This is a genomic window from Brevundimonas sp. VNH65 (assembly GCF_049445955.1).
In the GTDB taxonomy this organism is placed as follows: Bacteria; Pseudomonadota; Alphaproteobacteria; order Caulobacterales; family Caulobacteraceae; genus Brevundimonas.
In genome coordinates this window covers 190,637-210,438 of the sequence record NZ_JBMSDX010000004.1, presented here as the reverse complement: position 1 = coordinate 210,438, position 19,802 = coordinate 190,637, and the positions used below count along the sequence as shown (strand labels likewise).

The following is a 19,802-nucleotide window of genomic DNA, read 5'->3' as shown; positions in this document are numbered from 1 at the left end:
GTTCACCGTGCCGGATCAGTAAATCTCGAACAGGCCCGCTGCGCCCATGCCGCCGCCGATGCACATGGTGACGACGCCGTATTTGGCGCCGCGACGCTTGCCTTCGATCAGGACGTGGCCGGTCATCCGGGCGCCGGACATGCCGTACGGGTGGCCGATCGAAATGGCGCCGCCCGAGACGTTCAGGCGATCGTCGGGGATGCCGAGGACGTCCTGGCAATGCAGCACCTGCACCGCGAACGCCTCGTTCAGCTCCCAGATGCCGATGTCCTCGACGGTCAGGCCGTGACGCTTCAGCAGCTTCGGCACGGCGAACACTGGACCGATGCCCATTTCGTCCGGCTCGCAGCCCGCCACCGCCATGCCGCGATAGGCGCCCAGCGGCTGCAGCCCCCGCTTCACCGCTTCTCCGGCCTCCATGATCACGCTGGCCGAGGCGCCGTCCGACAGCTGGGAGGCGTTGCCGGCGGTGATGTATTCGCCCTGCTGGATCTCCTCGCCCGAGCCGAACACCGGCTTCAGCGACTTCAGCCCCTCCAGTGTCGTATCGGCGCGATTGCCCTCGTCCTTCGACAGGGTGACCTCCTTCTTCGAGGTCTCGCCGGTCGCCTTGTCGGTGACCAGCATGGTCGAGGTCATCGGCACGATCTCGGCGTCGAACCGGCCCTCGGCCTGGGCCTGGGCGGTGCGTTGTTGCGAGCGCAGGGCGTATTCGTCCTGGCGATCGCGCGATATGCCATAGCGGCGGGCCACCACCTCGGCCGTCTCCAGCATCGACATATACATGTGCGGGACGGTCTTCAGCAGCTCCTCGTCCTTGCCGCGATACAGGTTCATGTGCTGGTTCTGGACGAGCGAGATGCTCTCCAGCCCGCCGCCGACAGCCATCTTCTGCTGGTCGAAGATCACCTGTTTCGCCGCCGTGGCGATCCCCATCAGGCCCGAGGCGCACTGGCGGTCCAGGCTCATGCCCGCGACCGTCACCGGCAAGCCGCCGGCCAGGGCCGCCTGACGGGCGATGTTGGTGCCGGTCGAGCCCTGCTGCAGGGCCGCGCCCATGACCACGTCCTCGATCTCGGCGGGATCGACGCCGGCGCGCGCGACGGCGTGCCGGATGGCGTGCCCCCCAAGCTGCTGGGCCTGGGTGTCATTGAACGCCCCGCGATAGGCGCGGCCGATCGGGGTGCGGGCGGTGGAGACGATGACGGCTTCACGCATGGGAGGCTCCTGCTGGCGCTGCCGCTCGGCGCAGGGCGCCTCGCGGTTTCAGCGCGGGTTTCCTTTTGGGGTGCTGTCCGGCGTCTTCCGGCCGGTCGAGCGATCATTCAGACTTACGCGCCTGCCGCCGCGTCAAGGCAAGGGCCCGTCAAGCCAGGAGGCTTCACGGGCCGTGCGCCGGCCGTGGCGGCCCGGCCGGACCTAGGCCAGGGCCTTCTGCAGCTTGCCCAGCTCGATCACGCCCTGGGCCATGCCGCTGTCCGGCACGACCTCGCCGTCGCGATCCGAAATGTCGGCGAAGCGCGCCTCGATCTGTTCCGGCGCATCCTCGCCCACGGCGCGGATGCCCTGGGTCATCGTCACATAGGCCCGTTCGAAGCCCCCGGCGCCGGCGCCGAGGATGCAGCGGGTCGGAGCGTTCTCGCTGACCAGATACAGCAGGCCCGGCGACACCAGCTCGGGCCCCAGATGCTCCAGCGGCAGGGCGGCGCCCAGATCCTCGGTCATCCGCGTGTGCGCCGTCGGCGCCAGACAGTTGACGCGGATGTCGTTCTTCGCCCCCTCGATGGACAGGGTCTGCATGAAGCCGACCAGGGCCATCTTGGCCGCGCCGTAGTTCGACTGGCCGAAGTTGCCGTAAAGGCCCGACGACGAGGTCGTCATGACGATGCGGCCGTAGTTGCGCTCACGCATGCCGTCCCACACCGCCTTGGTGCAGTTGACCGCGCCCATCAGGTGCACGTCCATGACGAAGCGGAAGTCGTCCAGCGTCATCTTGGCGAAGGTCTTGTCGCGCAGGACGCCGGCGTTGTTGACGAGGATGTCGACCCGTCCCCAACGCTCGACCGCCGCATCGACCATGGCCTGGACCGCGTCGAAGTCGGTCACGGAGGCGCCGTTGGCCATGGCTTCGCCGCCGGCGGCCTCGATTTCCGCCACAACGGCCTCGGCCGCCGTCGCCGAGGCGCCGGTTCCGTCCCGGGCGCCGCCCAGGTCGTTCACCAACACCTTCGCGCCACGCGCCGCCAGCGCCAGGGCGTGCTCCCGACCCAGGCCGCCGCCGGCGCCCGTGACGATCGCCACACGTCCATCGAACCTTATTGCCATGACCTCATGCCTCCCGAGCTTTGTTGTGCGCTGCACCCAATCTAGAACGGCGCCGCAGCGGAAGCCAATAGGTCCTCTTACGCAAGCGGCGAAACCCCGCCGAAGGAGTGTTGAAAAGGCGCCACAGTCGCCACATTCGTGCGGAATTGCGGAACCGTCGCCGATCCACGCCGTTGGACGGCTAGGCGCGGGTCAAGCCTCACGGTAGAGCCGGCGGTCAACGCAAACAGGGATATGAGGACAAAATGAGGTTGAAGCTTCTTGCAAGCGTCGCCATCGCCAGCCTGGCCGTCGCCGGTGCGGCGTCGGCGGAGCCGGACGGTTGGTATGGCGCGGTTGACGCCGGCTATCACCACATGTCGGACCCGATCAACGCGGAATCGCAGATCACCGGCAACAACTGGAACTTCGACGTCAACGACGGCTGGGCGGCGTTCGCGCGTCTGGGCTACCGGTTCAACCCGAACTGGCGCGTCGAGCTCGAGGGCGGCTACCGCTCGGGCGACGTGGCCACGGTCCGCGCCGTCAGCGGCGCCGCCGGCATCTGCAACGTGACCCCGGCCACGGGCGCCTGCCACTCCCCGGACGGCGACATCACCTCCACCACCCTGATGGCCAATGTCATCTATGACTTCGGCGACGAGAGCTGGGCCCTGCGTCCGTTCGTCGGCCTGGGCGTCGGCGTCAACCGCGTCAACAGCGACATCGTCGGCACCCTGCGCCACAACCGTCTGGTCGGCTTCGGCATCGACGACTCCTCCACCGAGTTCGCCGCCCAGGCGATCGCCGGTCTGGCCTGGGCCGTCGGCGACCGCGCCAACATCGACCTGACCTACCGCTATCTGACGGGCGACGCCTCGTTCAACAGCTTCGCCGGTCTGGCCGCCTACAACCAGGGCGTCTTCGAGGGCGACTACGACCAGAGCCACACCGTGACCCTGGGCCTGCGCTATGCGTTCGGCGCCGAGCCGGCTCCGCCGCCCCCGCCCCCGCCGCCGCCGCCCCCGCCGCCGCCTCCCCCGCCGCCTCCGCCGCCGGTCCGTCCGACCCCGCCGCCGCCGCCGGCCAAGCCCGCCGCGCGTCAGTTCGTGGTCTATTTCGACTGGGATCGCTCCAACCTGACGGCTGAGGCCTCCTCCATCATCAGCCAGGCCGCCGCCTACGCCCGCACCGGTCAACCGACCCGCGTGCTGGTCGTCGGTCACGCCGACACCTCGGGTTCGGCCGCCTACAACGTCGGCCTGTCCAACCGTCGCGCCCGCACCGTGGCCGACGCCCTGGTCGCCCAAGGCGTCAACGGCGGCGTCATCTCCCTCGACGGCAAGGGCGAGACCCAACTCGCTCGTCCGACCGCCGACGGCGTGCGCGAACCCCTCAACCGTCGCGCCACCATCGACATCAACTTCTAAGACACAAAGCGCCAGGGGGAGGTCCAACCCTCCCCCGAACGCACCCCAACTCAAACGCCGGCCGGGCCAACCCCGCGCCGGCGTTTCCATGTCTGAGCCAATGCACGCACGAAGCCGGCGTCGCGAACGGCAGGATTCGCGTGTCGGATGAAACCCCGCGCCGGCCTTGGCCGTTCGTCCGACAACCTCTGACGACCGTCCGGGTTCGGCGTCTGTTCGCTTGCTCCCGCTTCGCCGGACCTCTAGGAAGTCGTTGAACACGGCGAAGGAAGTGTACGGTTTGCTCGCCAGCCCAGATCCCCAGGACATCGACGTCGCCGCCGAAACGCCGCAGGCCCCGGCCGCAGGGCTGGACGGCCGTCGCTTCCTGATCGTCACGGCCCCGTTCGGCCCCTTCGGCCGCGTCCTGACCGAAGCCCTGGAAGAGCGCGGGGCGAAAGTCGATCGCGTGTTGATGAACGCCGGGGACGAACTCTACTGGCGCCGTCGGGACGGCCTGCGCTTCAAGGGGCGGGCGTCCGAATGGGAAAGCCGCTTCCTGTCGATCATCGGCGACTACACCGACGTCGTCGTGTTCGGCGAGGGCGGCCCCTACAACCAGGCGGCGATCCGTAACGCCTCCGGCTATGCGGCGCGGCTGTGGGTGCTCGAGAACGGCTATTTCCGCCCCGACTGGATCACGGTGGAGCGCAACGGAGTCAACGCCTCGAGCGCCCTGCCGCGCGATCGCAGGGGATATGACGCCCCGGCGCCGGACCTGCCGCCAGTCCGGCATGTCGGGCGAATTCTGCCCTACCACGTCGCCAATATCAGCCTGCACCATCTGATCCAGCTTCCGGGGCGCTGGCTCTATCCCCGCTATCGCGCGCCCTACACCCAGCCGCCATGGATGCAGTGCGCCGGGCACATCCGCCGCTATTTCCGCCTGGCCTTCCAGTCGCGCCGACGCATCAGCGCCCACCTGATCGCCCGTCGCGGTCCGTTCTTCATCGTCTGCCTGCAACGCGAGGGCGACGCCCAGCTGCTGCGTTACTCGAAATATGCGGACAACGCCGCCTTCATGTCCGAGATCATGGCCAGCTTCGCGGCCCACGCCCCGGCCGAAGCGCGCCTGGTCGTCAAGAACCATCCACTGGACCCCGGCCTGATCGACCTGGAACAGCTGACCCTGGGACTGGCCCTTGAGCACAATCTCGCCGACCGGGTCGATTTCATCGACGGCGGCAACATGGCGCAGCTATGCCGCCTGTCGCGCGGGATGATCGTCAACAATTCGACGGCCGCCCTCTCGGCCCTCGGTTTCCGCACCCCGGTCAAGGCCCTGGGCCGCGCCTTCTTCGACTTCCAGGGCCTGACGGACCAGAAGCCGCTTGACGCCTTCTGGACGGCGCCGGAGCCGCCCGAACCGTCCCTGTTCGCCCGGTTCCGCGCCCATGTGATCACCCGGACCCAGATCAACGGCAACTATCACGAGCCCCGCTCGATGCTGCCGACCGCGCGCGCTCTCGCCGATCGGTTCGCGGTCGAGCCCTGACGCCTCCGGGCGCCGACTGTGGCGCCCCGGTCACCTTCGGTCGCCGTCATATCAGTGTCATATAACTGTCGCCCGACGTTCCGACTGCGGACGTAGAGGAAGCCCGATTTCGACCGGCCAGACTCGCTCTGGCCCGTGGGCCTCCGCCCGTTCACCATCTGGGGATACAGATACAATGATGAACCGCAAACGCGTGTTCTGGGCGACGACCGCCCTCTTCACCGGCCTGATGGCCGCCGGCGCCGCCTCGGCCCAATCGACCGGCACGGAAGCCACCGAGGTCGAGGCCGTCATCGTCACGGGTTCGCGCGGCCCCGCCAACGTCGGCGGCCTGGCCACGGCTGAAAACATCGCCAAGACCCGCAACACCATCGGCCAGGAGTTCATCGCGACCCAGGCGGCCGGCCAGACCATCCTGCAGACCCTGAACCTGACGCCGGGCCTCAGCTTCACCAACGCCGACCCCTACGGCTCGTCGGGCGGCAACATCCGCCTGCGCGGCTTCGACGGCAACCGCGTGTCGCTGACCTTCGACGGCATTCCGCTGAACGACACCGGCAACTACGCCACCTACACCAACCAGCAGCTGGACCCGGAACTGATCGAGCGCGCCTCGGTCAACACCGGCTCGACCGACGTCGACAGCCCGACCGCTTCGGCAACCGGCGGCACCATCAACTACGTCACGCGTCGTCCGTCGTCGGACTTCGGCGGCTGGGTCCAGGGTTCGCTGGGCGACTTCGCCTATCGCCGCATCATGGGTCTGGTCGACACCGGCGAGTTCGGCCCCTGGGGCACCTCGGCCTGGTTCGCCGCCAGCTACCAGAACTATGACAAGTTCAAGGGCATCGGCGAGCTGGAGAAGAAGCAGTACAACGCGCGCATCTGGCAGCCGCTGGGCGACAACGGCGACTTCATCGCCATCTCGGGTCACTACAACGAGAACCGCAACAACAACTACAACGGCCCGAACCTGGCCACGGCGACCGGCTTCTGCGACGTCGCCCAGACCGTCGTCTGCGTCAGCGACGTCGAGACCAGCCCGTTCGGCTGGAACGTCGATTTCGACCGTACCTACGTCGCCCCGACCTTCCGCAACGGAACGGCGGACAACGACGCCAACGGCACCGGCTACTGGGGCCTGCGGATCAACCCGTCGAACACCGGCAACATCCGCGGCAACTCGCGCTTCACCCTGCGTGAAGGCCTGATCCTGACGGTCGACCCGTCGTTCCAGTACGTCCGCGCCAACGGCGGCACCCAGCAGGCCGTCCTGTCCGAGACCGATGCGCTGATCCGCGCCGGCCGCACCACGGGCGGCGTCGATCTGAACGGCGACGGCGACACCCTGGACCGCGTCCGCGTCATGACGCCGTCCAACACCAACACCCACCGCTACGGCGTCAACTCGTCGCTGATCTGGGACCTGAACGACAACCACCGTCTGCGCGCCGCCTATGCGTTCGACTGGGGTCGTCACCGTCAGTCCGGCCACTACGGCATGGTGGACTTCACCAACCCGAGCGCCCCGGTGTTCGTCGACGTGTTCGGCGGCCTGAAGGACGAGGACAACCGGGTCGTGAACCTGGACGGCTACGCCCTGCGTTCGCGCGACCGCAAGTCGATCGCCCAGCTGAACCAGTTCTCGCTGGAATATCGCGGCCGCTTCCTGGAAGAGGCGCTGACGATCAACCTCGGCGTCCGCGCGCCCTTCTTCAAGCGCGAGCTGAACCAGTACTGCTTCACGCAGAACGCCTCGTCGAACGTGCTCTGCACCTCGGAAGCGCCGAACGCGACCCTGGCCAACGGCAACGTCACCTTCGCCAGCCGCGGCACGACCCAGTACATCGCGCCCTTCTCGCGCGAAGTGAAGTATGACGACATCCTGCCGAACGTCAGCGCCAGCTACCGCTTCGGCCAGGGCCACTCGGTCTACGGCAGCTACAATGAGTCGCTGTCGGCGCCGCGCACGGACAGCCTGTACGCCACCACCCGCTTTGCGGACGGTTCGCTGGGCAACCCGACGGTTCAGCCGGAAACCTCGAAGAACATCGACCTGGGTTACCGCTACACCATGTCGACCCTGGTGCTGCAGGCCTCGACCTTCTTCAACCAGTTCGACAACCGCATCGTCTCGACCTTCGATGAAGACCTCGGTCAGTTCGTCGATCGCAACGTGGGCGCCGTGGACACCACCGGCTTCGAAGCCTCGGTGGGCTGGGAACCGGTCCAGAACCTGAACCTGTACGCCTCGGCGACCTTCACCAACAGCGAGCTGCAGGACAACTACGTCTACAACGCCGCCGGCGCCGAACTGCAGACCAAGGGCAAGAAGCAGGTCGAAACCCCGGAGCAGATGTTCTCGCTGCGCGCCTCGTACCAGTTCAACGAGGTGTTCACGGCCGGCATCCAGGGCAAGTACACCGGTGAACGCTGGGTCACCGACGTCAACGACCTGAAGACCGACGCCTACACCGTGGTGGATGCGGACGCCCGCTTCGACTTCTCGACCTTCGGTCTGGACGGCACCTATCTGCAGGTGAACGTCACCAACCTGTTCGACGAGAAGTACTACTCGAACCTCGGCACCCGCGCCTCGGCGACCCCGGGCCAGCTGGGCTACAGCCGCCCGTTCGCCGGCGTCGGCGCTCCGCGCACGATCATGGCGAGCCTGCGCTACAGCTTCTAAGCTACGGCTCAGTCAAACGAACTGGAGGCGGTCCCGAAAGGGGCCGCCTCTTTTCGTTTCCGGCGGCGTCATGCGCCTGTGGTTGAAGGTAGGCCCCCCGATGTCTATCTGGACCGGCTTTCGCGCCTTTCTCGGCGCACCCTGAGGACCGCGCCGCCATGACTGCCTTCATCCCTGCCGAATGGGCGCCGCACCGGGCGATGTGGGTCGGCTGGCCCAGCCATGCGGACCTGTGGGAAAACAATCTGGCGCCCGCCCAGGCCGAGGTCGAGGCCCTGGTCCGCGCCCTGGCCGGGCCCGGCCGGGAACAGGTCAGACTTCTGGTCGGCAACGACGAAGCTCTGGCGGACGCCCGGGCGCGGTTCGCCGATGCGGCCGGCGTCGAGGTGGTCGCTGGTCGCTTCGGCGACATCTGGCTGAGGGACACCGGACCGATCTTCGGCGCCGGTTCAGCGACCGCCTCCGCCTTCCGCTTCAACGGCTGGGGCGGCAAGTATGAGCTGGAGTTCGACGACACCGTCGCGGACCAGATCGGCGAACATGCCGGCGTGCCGTTGACCCGGAACGACTTCATTCTGGAAGGCGGCGCCGTCGATCACGACGGCGCGGGTACGATCCTGACCACGCGCCAGTGTGTCCTGAACCGCAACCGCAACGCCGGCTGGACCGAAACCGTCGCCGAAGAGGCCCTGAAGGCGTCGCTGGGCGCCGAGCGTGTCGTCTGGCTGGGCGACGGCCTGCTGAACGACCACACCGACGGCCACGTCGACAATCTGGCGCGGTTCGTGGCGCCGGGCGTGGTTGCCGTCCCGATCGCCTTTGGACCCAAGGATCCCAACGCCGACGCCTTTGACGCCGCCGCCGCCGCGATCGCCGCCGCGGGCCTGACGCCCTTGCGCCTCCCCTCCCCCGGCCTGGTGCTGGACGAGGACGAGCGACCGGTCCCCGCCAGCCATATGAACTTCCTCATCGCCAACGGCGCGGTGATCGTACCGACCTACGGCAACGAAACGGCGGCGCGCCTGGCGTGCGAGGGCCTGGCGACCGTCTTCCCGGACCGCGAGATCATCCCCTTGCCTTCGATCGCCATCCTGAGCGGAGGTGGTTCGTTTCACTGCATTTCTCAGCAGCAGCCTGCGTGAGACTTGGTGAAAAGTGCTAGTGAGCAGGAAGTGAGCAACGAACTTCCTCGAAGCCATAGAGACCTGAAGCTCTGGCAGATCTCGCTAGACGTGACGGAAACTCTCTATCGGGTGACGGCTGGCTGGCCGAAACATGAGCAATACGGACTGATCAGTCAGGTTCGCCGCGCAGCCGTGTCTGTCCCAGCGAATGTCGCGGAAGGTGCGGGCAGGCGCACGCCGGGCGAGTTCGCACACTTCGTTGGAATCGCCCGAGGTTCTCTAGCGGAGCTTGAAACCCTGCTGATTGTGGCCCGTCGGCTCGACTACCTAGATGAACCGACTTATCGCGCCATCCTCAACGATTTGCTCGAACTCGGCAGGATGACGACGGGCCTCCTTCGATCACTTGAGGAACGTCGATGATCGCTCACTTCTCGCTCACTAGCACTCTTCACCCGAGGGCCGCCCAATGACCCGCACCGTCACCGTCGCCGCCATCCAGACCTCGTATGCGTCCGAGGATATCCAGGCCAACATCGACAAGACCGTCGCCCTGATCCGCGAGGCCGCCGAAAGGGGCGCGCAGGTGATCCTGCCGTCGGAACTGTTCCAGGGACCCTACTTCTGCGTTTCGCAGGAGGAGAAATGGTTCGGCACGGCCCATACGTGGCGCGAGCATCCGGCCGTGGTCCAGCTTCAGCCGTTGGCGAAGGAACTGGGCGTCGTCATCCCCGTCTCGATCTTCGAGCGCGAGGGGCCCCACTATTTCAACTCGCTAGTCATGATCGACGCCGACGGGTCGCTGATGGGCGTCTATCGCAAGAGCCACATCCCCGACGGTCCCGGCTATCAGGAGAAATACTATTTCCGGCCCGGCGACACGGGCTTCAAGGTCTGGAACACCCGCTTCGGCCGGATCGGCGTCGGCATCTGCTGGGACCAGTGGTACCCCGAGACCGCACGGGCCATGACGCTGCAGGGGGCCGAGATCCTGATGTATCCGACCGCCATCGGCACCGAACCGCATGACGACACCCTGGACACCGCCGCGCCCTGGCGGCGGGCCATGCAGGGCCACGCGGTGTCCAATGTCGTGCCCGTGGTGGGCGCCAACCGCATCGGCCACGAACAGGTGACCGACGCGGGCCAGACCTTCTATGGCCATTCCTTCATCGCCGACCATCGCGGTGATCTGGTCCAGAGCCTGAATCGGGAAGAGGGTGTGATCGTGCACACCTTCGACCTGGACTTCCTGGACCGACACCGCGCCGCCTGGGGCTTCTTCCGCGACCGGCGAACGGACCTTTACGGGGCCCTCGCGTCTGGTCGCCCGGCGAGCTGAGTGAAAAGTGAGTCGTGAATGGTGAGGGATGGGCCGGACTCGAGGGGCTCCCCTGACCAAGCCTCACTCACTCTTCACTATTCACGACTCACCATTCTGCTACCGCACGATCCGGTTGCGCGCGACGACATTGCCCGTCGCCTTGTCGCCGTCGTCGACGCTGGAGCCGAATGGCCAGCCGCGATCGTCGGCGCAGTAGCGGCGGTTTCCCTCACGGGCGCCGACCACCACCGTCTGCGGCCGGATCCAGTTGACGCCGGAAAAGCTGTTGTCGGTGATGATGTTGTCCGACGGCGTCTGATGCCGGATGACGCCGTCCTCGCCGCAGTTGCGGTAGAGGAATATCCCGCCGCGGCGACCCAGGGCGAATCGATTGCCGACGATGCGGTTGCGCGCCGATCCGTCGACCGCAAGCTGCTCGCGCGCCGTGGTGATGTTGAAGTCGTTGTCAGCGATGACGTTCCCGGCGCTCTCGGCGTCCAGATAGACAGCCACTGACACCGACCGACCCGCGAAACTGGAATTCCGCACCGTCAGCCCGGTCACCCCCGGCCCGACATAAAGCGGGATGGAGCCGGTCCCCAGGAAGCGTATCCGCTCCAGCACGACGCCGGAAGGCGCCGCCGCCTGGGCCGCCGCCGTATGGCTGGCCGTGCGGGAGCTGTCGCGCAGGTCGGACATCGAGCCGCCCGCCCCCATGCCCCAGACACGCACCGCGCCGTGGATCGTGCAATTTCTCAGGAAGACGTCATGCGGGCGCGAGAAGCCGCCGCCTTCGGCTCGCGACCAGACGGCCACGGTCGGCTGGCGCGTCGTGACCTGGGCGCCGGGTTGGCCGATCGAGCCGCCGCCGCAATCAATCCCGGTCCCGGACGCCTCGCCCCCCTGGATCAGGACCGGCCGGACGACCCGCCCTCCGTTCAATGACGCCCGGCAGGCGAGCGAATACGGCACAGCGCTGTCCGCCGTCAGTTCGCGCAATTCGCTCGCCGCACAGGCGCGTGCGCCGGCCGGCTGGCTGTCCAGCGAAAGGACCGACAGCAGAAGGGCGATCATGCGCCCGCTGGCGGGGTCGGCGCCGGCAGGGGCAGGGCCAGGGTCGCGGCCTCGGCGATACAGCCGGGGTTGGTCAGACCGGTGGCCCGCACGGCGGCCAGTTCCGCCTGGGCCGCCCTCAGATCGTCGCGGAACGCAGGGCTGGCGACGATGGCGGCGCCGACCGCGCGCCCCAGGTCGATCCCGACCCGGACATCCGTATCATAGTGCATGCCGCAGACGGCGCGGCTGACGCCGATCTGGCGACCGATCTCGCGCGCCTGAGCCGCATGGCCGGGATCGACGGCGGCCATGACCTCCCCGTAGGCCGCGCCGACCGTGGCGCTGCCGGAGGGATAGGACCCCGTCTGTCGCCCGGCCGGAGTGACGCGCTGACACGGAACCCGCTCGGGATCATCGGCGACGGGCCGGGGTCGATGAGCGCGAGCCTTGATGCGTTCCGCGGCATGATCGGCGTCATGCAGGACCTTGGCCAGCAGGGCGGACAGGCGTGGCGTGACCTGCCCCTGAAAGCGCACCCCCAGGGCGCAGTCGAAATGCTGACGCGCCAGCTCCGGCCGCACCTCGGCATGCGCCGTCGCCAGCAGCCAGCGGTCGCCGCCCGCCAGGACACGATAGGCGTCTGACCGGGCGCGGTCGTCGAGATCCAGGGCCGAACCGGGCGTCGGCGGAGGTGGAACGGCGTCGGCCAATCGGAACAGCCGCGCCTCGGGGAGATATCCCTTGTCGGGGCCCGGAGCCGCCATGGGCAGCGCCGCCGGACCCGACGTCCCGGCGCAACCGCCGAGCAGGGCCGTCAGACCCGCAAGACCGATGAAACGCGCCCGTACCCCCATGATGTCGCTCTCAGCCTCCGTCCGTCCAGGACAGTTGAACCGCCGTGCGCCCGGCTTCATCGGGGTGGGCCAGGACGCGAAGATGGGTCCCGCCGTCAGCGTCCGACGCGCCATAGCCCCGCACATCGCCCTGGTTCATCGACATCACCGGCAACAGACCGGCGGTCACCGCCTTCCGCCGGTAGAACTCCACCACTTCCTCGGGCGTGGCCTCGGTGGTGAACGCCAGGGCGTTTGTCGGCGCGGCCTCGTCCGTGGCCGTTTCGACCCGACCGCCGGGATAGACCACGGCGAACGCAGGGGCGCCGCTCTCGGCGGCGGGGACAGGCGCGTCGGCATCGCGAGGGGCCTCGGCTGTCGGTGCGGCAGGCGACGGTGCGGGGGCCTGGACCACCGCATCGGCCGCACCGGGGGGCGTCGTGGCCGAGGACTCCGCGCCCTTACAAGACACCAGACCCGCCGCCGTCCCGATCAGGACGATCACCGCCAGTCTTGACCGCATGGGCCGCACCGTTTCCGCCACTGTGGTCCCCGCCGGTCGCGCCCACGCGCGCGGATCGGGTTCCGGATGATGATTTTCAGTCGAAAGCTCAAGGCCTTCTCCCGAACGCTGTCAACCACGTTGGCCCATTGTTGCGGCGGGGACAAGGCAGGACCGCGCCACCGGCGCGGCGCAGCATCAGAGGCGGGTCAGCCGGTCGAGGCGCCGCCCTTGCGCCCGTCAGGCGTCTCGCCGGGGCCAGCCCCGGTGTTCTTGACGTCCTCTCTCTCGACCGAACCGGGCGTCCTAGCCTCGCCTGTCGTCCGCCCCACGTCCGCCAGCGCCTGGTCGATCCTGCGCTGGTCGGGGTCATCATCGGAGCCGGACACCGAACCGCCGCGCAACGATCCGGCCCGCGTGTCCGAGCCGAGGTTCGAGCCCTCGAGGGCCTCGATCAGCGCGTCGCGCTTCACGCCCAGGTCGGGCTTTTCGCCCATGGCCTCGGCTTCACGGGCGTCTTCGGTCAGTGCGTCTTTCGTCCGGGCGTGATCCGCCATGGCGAACATCCTCTTCTGTCGCGTGTCGCCATGAGGAAGGCACGGACAGGCCGGCGGTTCCGCAATTTTCAAAGATATATCTTTTGTAGCTTGTGTAACGCCACGAAAGATATATCTTCCGTCACATGAAAATGAAGAAAACACACAGACACCACATCATGCGCGGCCGCGGCCGCGAACCGCACCAGGGCTCCGGCGGCTGGGGTGGCGGCCATGCCGGCCCCCGCGAGGGCGGTCGCGGGTATGGAAGAGGCTTCGCCGGCCACGGCCAAAGAGGCGGTCATCAGGGCGGCCGACGCCGGATGTTCGGGCCCGGCGACCTGAGGCTGGTCCTGCTGTCGCTGATCGAGGAACAGCCGCGTCACGGCTATGATCTGATCAAGGCGATCGAGGCCCTGTTCGGCGGCGGTTACGCCCCTTCCCCCGGCGTGGTCTATCCAACCCTGGCGATGCTGGCCGACGAAGGCCTGATCGCCGGCGAGGAAGATGCGGGCGGCAAGCGGGTCTTTTCCCTGACCGCCGCCGGTCAGACCTGGCTGAACGAGAACCGGGCGGCGGTCGAGGGCGTGCGCCAGCGCATGGCCCTGGTGGCGCGGCGGGTGTCGGGCGAACAGACGCCCGACGTCGTACGCGAGGCCATGCTGACGCTGAAACAGGCGGTCGTGATGAAGCCGGGCAGCTGGACCGATCCGGAGACCGCCAAGGTGGTCGAGGCCCTGATGAAGGCGGTCCGGGAGATCAGCGAGGGCTGAACCCCGACCTGAATGGAAAAGGGGCCGTGGTCACCCACGACCCCTTCTGTTTTTGCCTGCCCCCCGGGATTGGTCGAGGCGGAATTCACTTCCCGAACAGCTTGGCCCAGCGCGGCTTGGTGCGGCTCTTCCAGGCGCCGCGGTGGTAGGCGTCGGACCCGATCAGCGGCACGACCGTCGTGGCCTCGGCGAACACCATCTGCTCATAGGTGGTCGAGACCTTGCCCCAGGAGGCGGCTTCCTTGAGCGTCGAGGAGGAGCAGGCGCCGTCGCGCACGTCGGCGACCGTGATCTGGACCGCATATTTGTGCATGTCGGCCTCGACGCCGAGGATCTCGGCGCAGACGACGGTGTCCTGGGCGAAGTTCTTCGGCACGCCGCCGCCGACCATGAACAGGCCCGTGGTGCCCGCCGCGATCTTGATGTCGGTCAATTCGCGGAAGTCAGCGATGGCGTCCAGCATCATATAGGGCTGGCCGGCGGCGGCCCGCTCCTTCTGATGCTTGACCAGGCCGAAGCCGGCCGACGAGTCGACGAAGGCCGGGCAGAAGATCGGCACGCCCTCCTCATAGGCGGTCTGGATCAGGCTGCCGGGCTTCTTGGCGTTGCCTTCCGACAGCCATTTGCCCATCTCCCAGATGAACTCACGGCTGGAATAGCCGCGCGGCTCCAGCCGGTTGGCGATCTCCAGGATCGTGTGGTCGCAGGCCTGGAGTTCTTCCTCGTCGATATAGGTGTCGTAGATCCGGTCGATGTAGTTGTCGCGCAGGACGTTGTCGTCCACCGGCCCGGCCGCCTGATAGTGTTTGAAGCCCAGGGCCTCGAAGAAATCCATGTCGACGATCGAGGCGCCGGTGGCGACGATCGCGTCGACCATGCCGAACTTCACCATGTCGCGGTACACGTGCATGCAGCCGCCGGCCGAGGTCGATCCGGCCAGGATCAGCCACGGCGAGCAGGTCTTGTCTTCCAGCGCCATGTTGAAGATGTCGGCGGCGCGGGCGGTGTCGCGCGACGAGAACGACATCTTGCGCATGCTGTCGATGATCGGACGGGCGTCGTAGGACGTGATGTCGACGTGCTCGACGGTGTTCTGGAGCAGTTCGGCCTTGGTGTTGGACTGAACGGGAGCGTTCATTGCAAGGGTTTCCCTTTGATTTGAGCGCCCGTCGAATGGAAATGCAGCGGCCCGGACGGAGCGACGGGCCGCTGCTTTATTGAACGCCTTCGCGACGCTTTCGCGTCAGCGGGGCCGTATTACCGACGCGCCTTCTTGCGCTGGCCGGCCTTCCCCTTGGGACGCGACAGCCGCACGACCTTGCGCGCCGTCTCCTCGGCCGTGGTGCGCACGGTCGGGATGGAGCGCGGGGCCAGGCCGTACAGCGAGGCCATCGGGGCGTCTTCGACCACGGCGAGATCATGCTCGCCATAGCCGTTGAAGCCCGTGGTCATGGCCACCCCATAGGCGCCCAGCATGCCGATCTCGATGAAGTCGCCTTCACGGATGTCGGCCGGCAGCCAGAACGGTCCGGGCATGTGGTCGATCGAGTCGCAGGTCGGGCCGTAGAACTGGAACGCCTTCAACTCAGTCGAGCTTTCGCCGTCCCGGACCAGCTTGGTCGGGAAGGGCCAGCGCGAATGGGTCGCGTCGAACAGCGAGCCGTACGACCCGTCGTTCAGATAGAGGGCGTCGCCCTTGCGCAGGTCAACACGGCACAGGACCGACGACGACTCGGCGACCAGGGCGCGACCTGGCTCACACCACAGCTCGGTGGTGTGGGTGACCGGCATCTCGTTGAAGCCACGATGAATGGCGTCGGCGTATTCGCTCATGTCCGGCGGCACCATGCCCGGATAGACCGACGGGAAGCCGCCGCCCACGTCCACGACGTCGACGATGACGCCGGCGCGCGAGATGGCCCGACCGACCTGGGCCATGGCCGCCTCATAGGCGCTGGGCCGCATGCACTGGGAGCCGACGTGGAAGCTGACGCCCATCAGACCGTCCTTGACCGCCCGACGAACCGCCAGCAGCAGGGCCGGCGCCTGGTCCGGCGACACGCCGAACTTGCCCGACAGGGTATAGGCCGCGCCGTCGGCCGAAACGGCCATACGCACGATCAGGTTCAGGTCCGCCGCGCCGCCCGTGGCGTCGAGGATCTTGTCCAGTTCCTCCACGCAGTCGAGCGAGAAGGTGCGGACGCCATGGTCGAAATAGGCGCGGGTGATGGCCGACCGGCTCTTGACCGGGTGCATGAAGGCCAGGCGCGCATCGGGCGCGACCGAACGAACGAGCTCGATCTCGGCGACCGAGGCCACGTCAAAGGCGTTCACGCCGGCCTCGACCAGGGTCTCGATGACCCAGGCGGAGGGGTTCGCCTTCACCGCATAGAAGACGTCGGCCTTCAGATTATCCTGGAACCAGCGCGCCGCTACGGAAACAGAGCGCGGCCGCACGAGGGCGACAGGACGCTCTGGAGACCGCTCACGGACCAGGTCCAGGGGAAGCTGGTACGTGCGCAATTCACGTAACCCCCTGATAGTTGTTAACCCAGACCGGCGTTAGCGGCGCAGAACTACAGACCTACGGGGTCCGCCGGAGCGCGCGATATGGGGCCGTCCGACTGTCATGTAAAGTGGTTTTTTCGGGGCGGGGGCTGCACCCAGGAGGCGCCGGACAGCGTCGCCGGATGACAGAGCCGTAACTTGCCGGATCAGGGCTCGCTGATACCGTCCCGCGGGATCGGATCGGGAGGGATCACACCATGCGTCGCACCACCTTCGCCTGCGCGCTCGCGCTTGTTGTCGCGGCCGGAGCCGCGCCGGTTCTGGCCCCGCCCGCCGCCGCCCAGGTGGCCCCTGCGGAGATCGCCCGCAGCGTCGACATCCCCTTCGAGGAATTCACCCTGCCGAACGGCCTGCGCGTCGTCGTTCATACCGACCGCAAGGCGCCGGTGGTGGCGATCCACGCCTGGTACAATGTCGGCTCCAAGGACGAGCCGAAGGGCCAGACCGGCTTCGCCCACCTCTTCGAGCACATCGGCCTGTTCAACCCGACCGAGAACGTGCCCGGCGGGCTGATGGAGCCGCTGCGCGCCATGGGGGCGACCGACTGGAACGGCACCACCTGGTTCGACCGCACCAACTTCTTCCAGACCGTGCCGACCTCGGCGCTCGACCAGGCTCTCTATATGGAGAGCGACCGGATGGGCCACCTGCTGGGCGCGCTCAGCCAGGAACGGCTCGATAACCAGCGCGGCGTCGTCCAGAACGAAAAGCGCCAGGGCGACAACCAGCCTTACGGCCTGGTCTTCTACACGGTGCTGGAGACCCTGTTCCCCGAAGGCCATCCGTACCGCCACTCGACCATCGGCTCGATGGCCGATCTGGACGCCGCCAGCCTGGAGGACCTGCGCCAATGGCACCGGGACAACTACGGCCCGAACAATGCGGTCCTGGTGCTGGCCGGCGACATCGACCTGGCCACGGCGCGGGAGAAGGTGGCGCAGTATTTCGGCCACATCCCGCGCGGCGCCCAGAACGAGCCCGCCCAGGCCGACATCCCGACCCTGCCGTCCCGCGTGGAAAAGACCCTGCATGACCGGGTGCCGAACACCCGGCTGATGCGGGCCTGGGCCGTGCCCGGCCTTCTGGCGCCGGAATCGGCGGACATGGACGTCGCCGCCTCGGTGTTCGGGGGCCTGGCCAGTTCGCGACTGGACAACGCCCTGGTGCGCGGCGATCAGACGGCGGTCTCGGTCTCGACCAGCTACATGCCGTTCCAGCGGCTGGGCATGTTCATCGTCAGCGTGGACATCAAACCCGGCCAGGACGCGGCCGTCGTGTCCGAACGGCTCGATCAGCTGATGGCCCAGTTCATCGCCGATGGGCCCAACGCCGACGAAGTCCAGCGCGCCGTGACCCAGACCCTGTCGCAGGGCCTGCAGTCGCTGGAGCCGACCGGCGGCTTTTCCGGCAAGGCGGTCAGCCTGGCCGAGGGCGAGCTGTACGCCGGCGATCCCGGCTTCTACCGCAAGCAGCTGGCGGCCTATGGCGCGGCCACGCCCGCCTCGGTCCAGGCGGCGATGCGGCGCTGGCTGACGCGTCCGACCCTGGCGATCCGCGTCGATCCCGGCGAGCGCGAGGCCTATGCCGAGGCGGCCGACAATCGCCCGCCCCCGGCGCCGGCCCAGCCCCTGCCCGTCACGCCTCGCGCGCCCATGCCGGGGATCGGCGAGATGAAGCCGCTGGACTTCCCGACGGTGGAGCGCGCGCGTCTTTCGAACGGCATGGAGGTGATCTACGCCCGATCGACGACCGTGCCGATCACCCGCGTGACGGTGGAGTTCAACGCCGGGGTCGCCGCCGATCCGGCCGACAGGCTGGGGACCCAGACCCTGATGCTGGGCCTGCTGAAGGAAGGCACCAAGAGCCGCACCGCCGTCCAGATCGCCGAGCAGGAAGAACGTCTGGGCGCCTCGATCGGAACCGGCGCCTCGATGGACCGGACCCTGATCAGTCTCACCACGCCGAGCGCCAACCTGACCGCCGCCGTCGAACTGGCGGCCGACGTCATCCGCAATCCGGGGTTCGCCGCGCCGGACATCGAACGCCGACGCGCCCAGCAACTGGCGAGCATCGCCCAGGAGATGAGTTCGCCCGGCGGAATGGGCGCCCGCGCCTGGCCGGCCCTGGCCTACGGCGCCGCCCACCCCTATGGCCGGCCCTTCTCCGGACAGGGCGACAAGGCGGCGGTCGAGGCGCTGACCGGGGATGATCTTACCGCCTTCCACCAGACCTGGATCCGGCCCGACGCAGCTCAGATCTTCGTGGTCTCGGATCGTCCCCTCGGCGAGGTGGTCGCGGCCCTGAACGCGGGCCTCGGCGACTGGCGCGCCCCCGCCCGTCCCAAGGGGGCCAAGCCGTTCACGGCGCCGGCGGCCGCGGCCCAGTCGCGCATCGTCCTGATCGACCGGCCTCAGTCGCCCCAGTCGATCATTCTCGGCGCCCTGGTCCTGCCGGTCAGCGGCAAGGACGACCGCGTCGCCTTCAACGCCGCCAATGAGGCGATCGGCCAGGGCTTCCTGTCGCGCATCAACCAGGACATCCGCGAGACGCGGGGCTGGTCCTACGGCCTGGGCGGATCGGCCCAGAACCTGGAGCAGCAGGTCCCCTATCTGATCTCGGCGCCCGTCCAGTCGAACCGCACCGGCGAATCGATCCAGGTCCTGATCGACCAGTATCGCGGCTTCCTGTCGGATCGCGGAGTGACCCCGGCCGAACGCGAGCGGATCGTCAACGCCAACATCCGCCAGTTGCCGGGCCAGTTCGAGACATCGTCGGCCGTGCTGAACGCCCTGCGGTCCAACGCCCTGTTCGGACGACCCGACGACTATTGGGAGACCCTGGCGCCGCGCTACGCCGCGATGTCGCCGGCCCAGCTGGACGCCGAGGCGCGGCGGCTTCTGGGCCAGGCGGCCTTCACCTGGGTGGTGGTCGGCGACGCCGCCGTCGTGCGCCCGCAGCTGGAGAGCCTGGGCCTGCCGATCGAGGTGCGCGTCGCCCAGTAGCCGGCCCGTAGCCGGCCCGTAGCCGGCGGCGACGGGACGCCGCGCTGGACGCCGGCGCGGCGTCCGTGCCATTAAGACTTGCCTCGAGGGTCCCAGCAGGGTTTCGCGGCGGTCCCGTAACAGCTCC

General features: G+C 68.0%; 16 protein-coding genes. 8 read left to right on the top strand and 8 right to left on the bottom strand.

Annotated features, from left to right (window positions below; genetic code table 11):
• Window positions 1-15: 15 nt before the first annotated feature.
• Both ACO2Q1_RS09385 and ACO2Q1_RS09380 read right to left on the bottom strand, forming a co-directional pair.
• Entirely contained in the window at window positions 16-1,218 is a 1,203-nt protein-coding gene (locus ACO2Q1_RS09385; RefSeq protein ID WP_423329241.1) for an acetyl-CoA C-acyltransferase, read from the bottom strand.
• Between the two features lie 201 nt (window positions 1,219-1,419).
• On the bottom strand, window positions 1,420-2,325 hold the full coding sequence (locus ACO2Q1_RS09380) for an SDR family NAD(P)-dependent oxidoreductase (RefSeq protein ID WP_423329240.1): 906 nt from the start codon (window positions 2,323-2,325) through the stop codon (window positions 1,420-1,422).
• Window positions 2,326-2,570: 245 nt separating this feature from the next.
• Here ACO2Q1_RS09380 and ACO2Q1_RS09375 point away from each other — a divergent pair, with 245 nt between their 5' ends.
• The 6 genes from ACO2Q1_RS09375 (at window position 2,571) to aguB (ending at window position 10,423) form a co-directional block, all read left to right on the top strand.
• Window positions 2,571-3,734, top strand: a complete 1,164-nt coding sequence (locus ACO2Q1_RS09375; protein WP_423329239.1) for an outer membrane beta-barrel protein — start codon at window positions 2,571-2,573, stop codon at window positions 3,732-3,734.
• Between the two features lie 280 nt (window positions 3,735-4,014).
• Window positions 4,015-5,268 carry a capsular biosynthesis protein gene (locus tag ACO2Q1_RS09370; protein WP_423329238.1) on the top strand — a complete coding sequence of 418 codons (1,254 nt, stop codon included), beginning with the start codon at window positions 4,015-4,017 and terminating at the stop codon, window positions 5,266-5,268.
• 178 nt (window positions 5,269-5,446) lie between these two features.
• A complete protein-coding gene (locus tag ACO2Q1_RS09365) occupies window positions 5,447-7,957 on the top strand; it encodes a TonB-dependent receptor (protein ID WP_423329237.1) in 2,511 nt (836 codons plus the stop codon).
• 158 nt (window positions 7,958-8,115) lie between these two features.
• Window positions 8,116-9,099, top strand: coding sequence for an agmatine deiminase family protein (locus tag ACO2Q1_RS09360; protein WP_423329236.1), 984 nt, complete (start codon window positions 8,116-8,118; stop codon window positions 9,097-9,099).
• Between the two features lie 30 nt (window positions 9,100-9,129).
• The gene (locus ACO2Q1_RS09355; RefSeq protein ID WP_423329235.1) at window positions 9,130-9,504 is read left to right on the top strand and encodes a four helix bundle protein; all 375 of its coding nucleotides are present in this window, start codon (window positions 9,130-9,132) and stop codon (window positions 9,502-9,504) included.
• 46 nt (window positions 9,505-9,550) lie between these two features.
• Window positions 9,551-10,423 (top strand): N-carbamoylputrescine amidase, encoded by an 873-nt coding sequence (gene aguB / locus ACO2Q1_RS09350; RefSeq protein ID WP_423329234.1) that lies wholly within the window; start codon window positions 9,551-9,553, stop codon window positions 10,421-10,423.
• A 99-nt stretch (window positions 10,424-10,522) separates the two neighbouring features.
• On the opposite strand, the gene ACO2Q1_RS09345 is transcribed toward aguB, so the two are convergent.
• The 4 genes from ACO2Q1_RS09345 to ACO2Q1_RS09330 form a co-directional block, all read right to left on the bottom strand.
• Entirely contained in the window at window positions 10,523-11,479 is a 957-nt protein-coding gene (locus ACO2Q1_RS09345; RefSeq protein WP_423329233.1) for a right-handed parallel beta-helix repeat-containing protein, read from the bottom strand.
• On the bottom strand, window positions 11,476-12,315 hold the full coding sequence (locus tag ACO2Q1_RS09340) for a PA-phosphatase (protein ID WP_423329232.1): 840 nt from the start codon (window positions 12,313-12,315) through the stop codon (window positions 11,476-11,478). The genes ACO2Q1_RS09345 and ACO2Q1_RS09340 overlap by 4 nt, the downstream gene beginning before the upstream one ends.
• A 10-nt stretch (window positions 12,316-12,325) precedes the next feature.
• Window positions 12,326-12,817 (bottom strand): hypothetical protein, encoded by a 492-nt coding sequence (locus ACO2Q1_RS09335; RefSeq protein WP_423329231.1) that lies wholly within the window; start codon window positions 12,815-12,817, stop codon window positions 12,326-12,328.
• A 188-nt stretch (window positions 12,818-13,005) separates the two neighbouring features.
• Window positions 13,006-13,353 (bottom strand): ribonuclease, encoded by a 348-nt coding sequence (locus ACO2Q1_RS09330; RefSeq protein WP_423329230.1) that lies wholly within the window; start codon window positions 13,351-13,353, stop codon window positions 13,006-13,008.
• A 158-nt stretch (window positions 13,354-13,511) separates the two neighbouring features.
• Between ACO2Q1_RS09330 and ACO2Q1_RS09325 the strand changes: the two genes are divergently transcribed.
• Entirely contained in the window at window positions 13,512-14,105 is a 594-nt protein-coding gene (locus tag ACO2Q1_RS09325) for a PadR family transcriptional regulator (RefSeq protein ID WP_423329229.1), read from the top strand.
• 85 nt (window positions 14,106-14,190) lie between these two features.
• Here the strand turns inward: ACO2Q1_RS09325 and ACO2Q1_RS09320 are convergent, their stop codons facing one another.
• Both ACO2Q1_RS09320 and ACO2Q1_RS09315 read right to left on the bottom strand, forming a co-directional pair.
• Window positions 14,191-15,243, bottom strand: a complete 1,053-nt coding sequence (locus ACO2Q1_RS09320; RefSeq protein WP_423329228.1) for a 1,9-bis(guanidino)-5-aza-nonane synthase — start codon at window positions 15,241-15,243, stop codon at window positions 14,191-14,193.
• Between the two features lie 119 nt (window positions 15,244-15,362).
• Window positions 15,363-16,628 carry a type III PLP-dependent enzyme gene (locus tag ACO2Q1_RS09315; RefSeq protein ID WP_423329227.1) on the bottom strand — a complete coding sequence of 422 codons (1,266 nt, stop codon included), beginning with the start codon at window positions 16,626-16,628 and terminating at the stop codon, window positions 15,363-15,365.
• Between the two features lie 242 nt (window positions 16,629-16,870).
• Between ACO2Q1_RS09315 and ACO2Q1_RS09310 the strand changes: the two genes are divergently transcribed.
• Complete coding sequence (locus tag ACO2Q1_RS09310; protein WP_423329226.1) at window positions 16,871-19,675, top strand: M16 family metallopeptidase; 2,805 nt, start codon at window positions 16,871-16,873, stop codon at window positions 19,673-19,675.
• The last annotated feature ends 127 nt before the right edge of the window (window positions 19,676-19,802 follow it).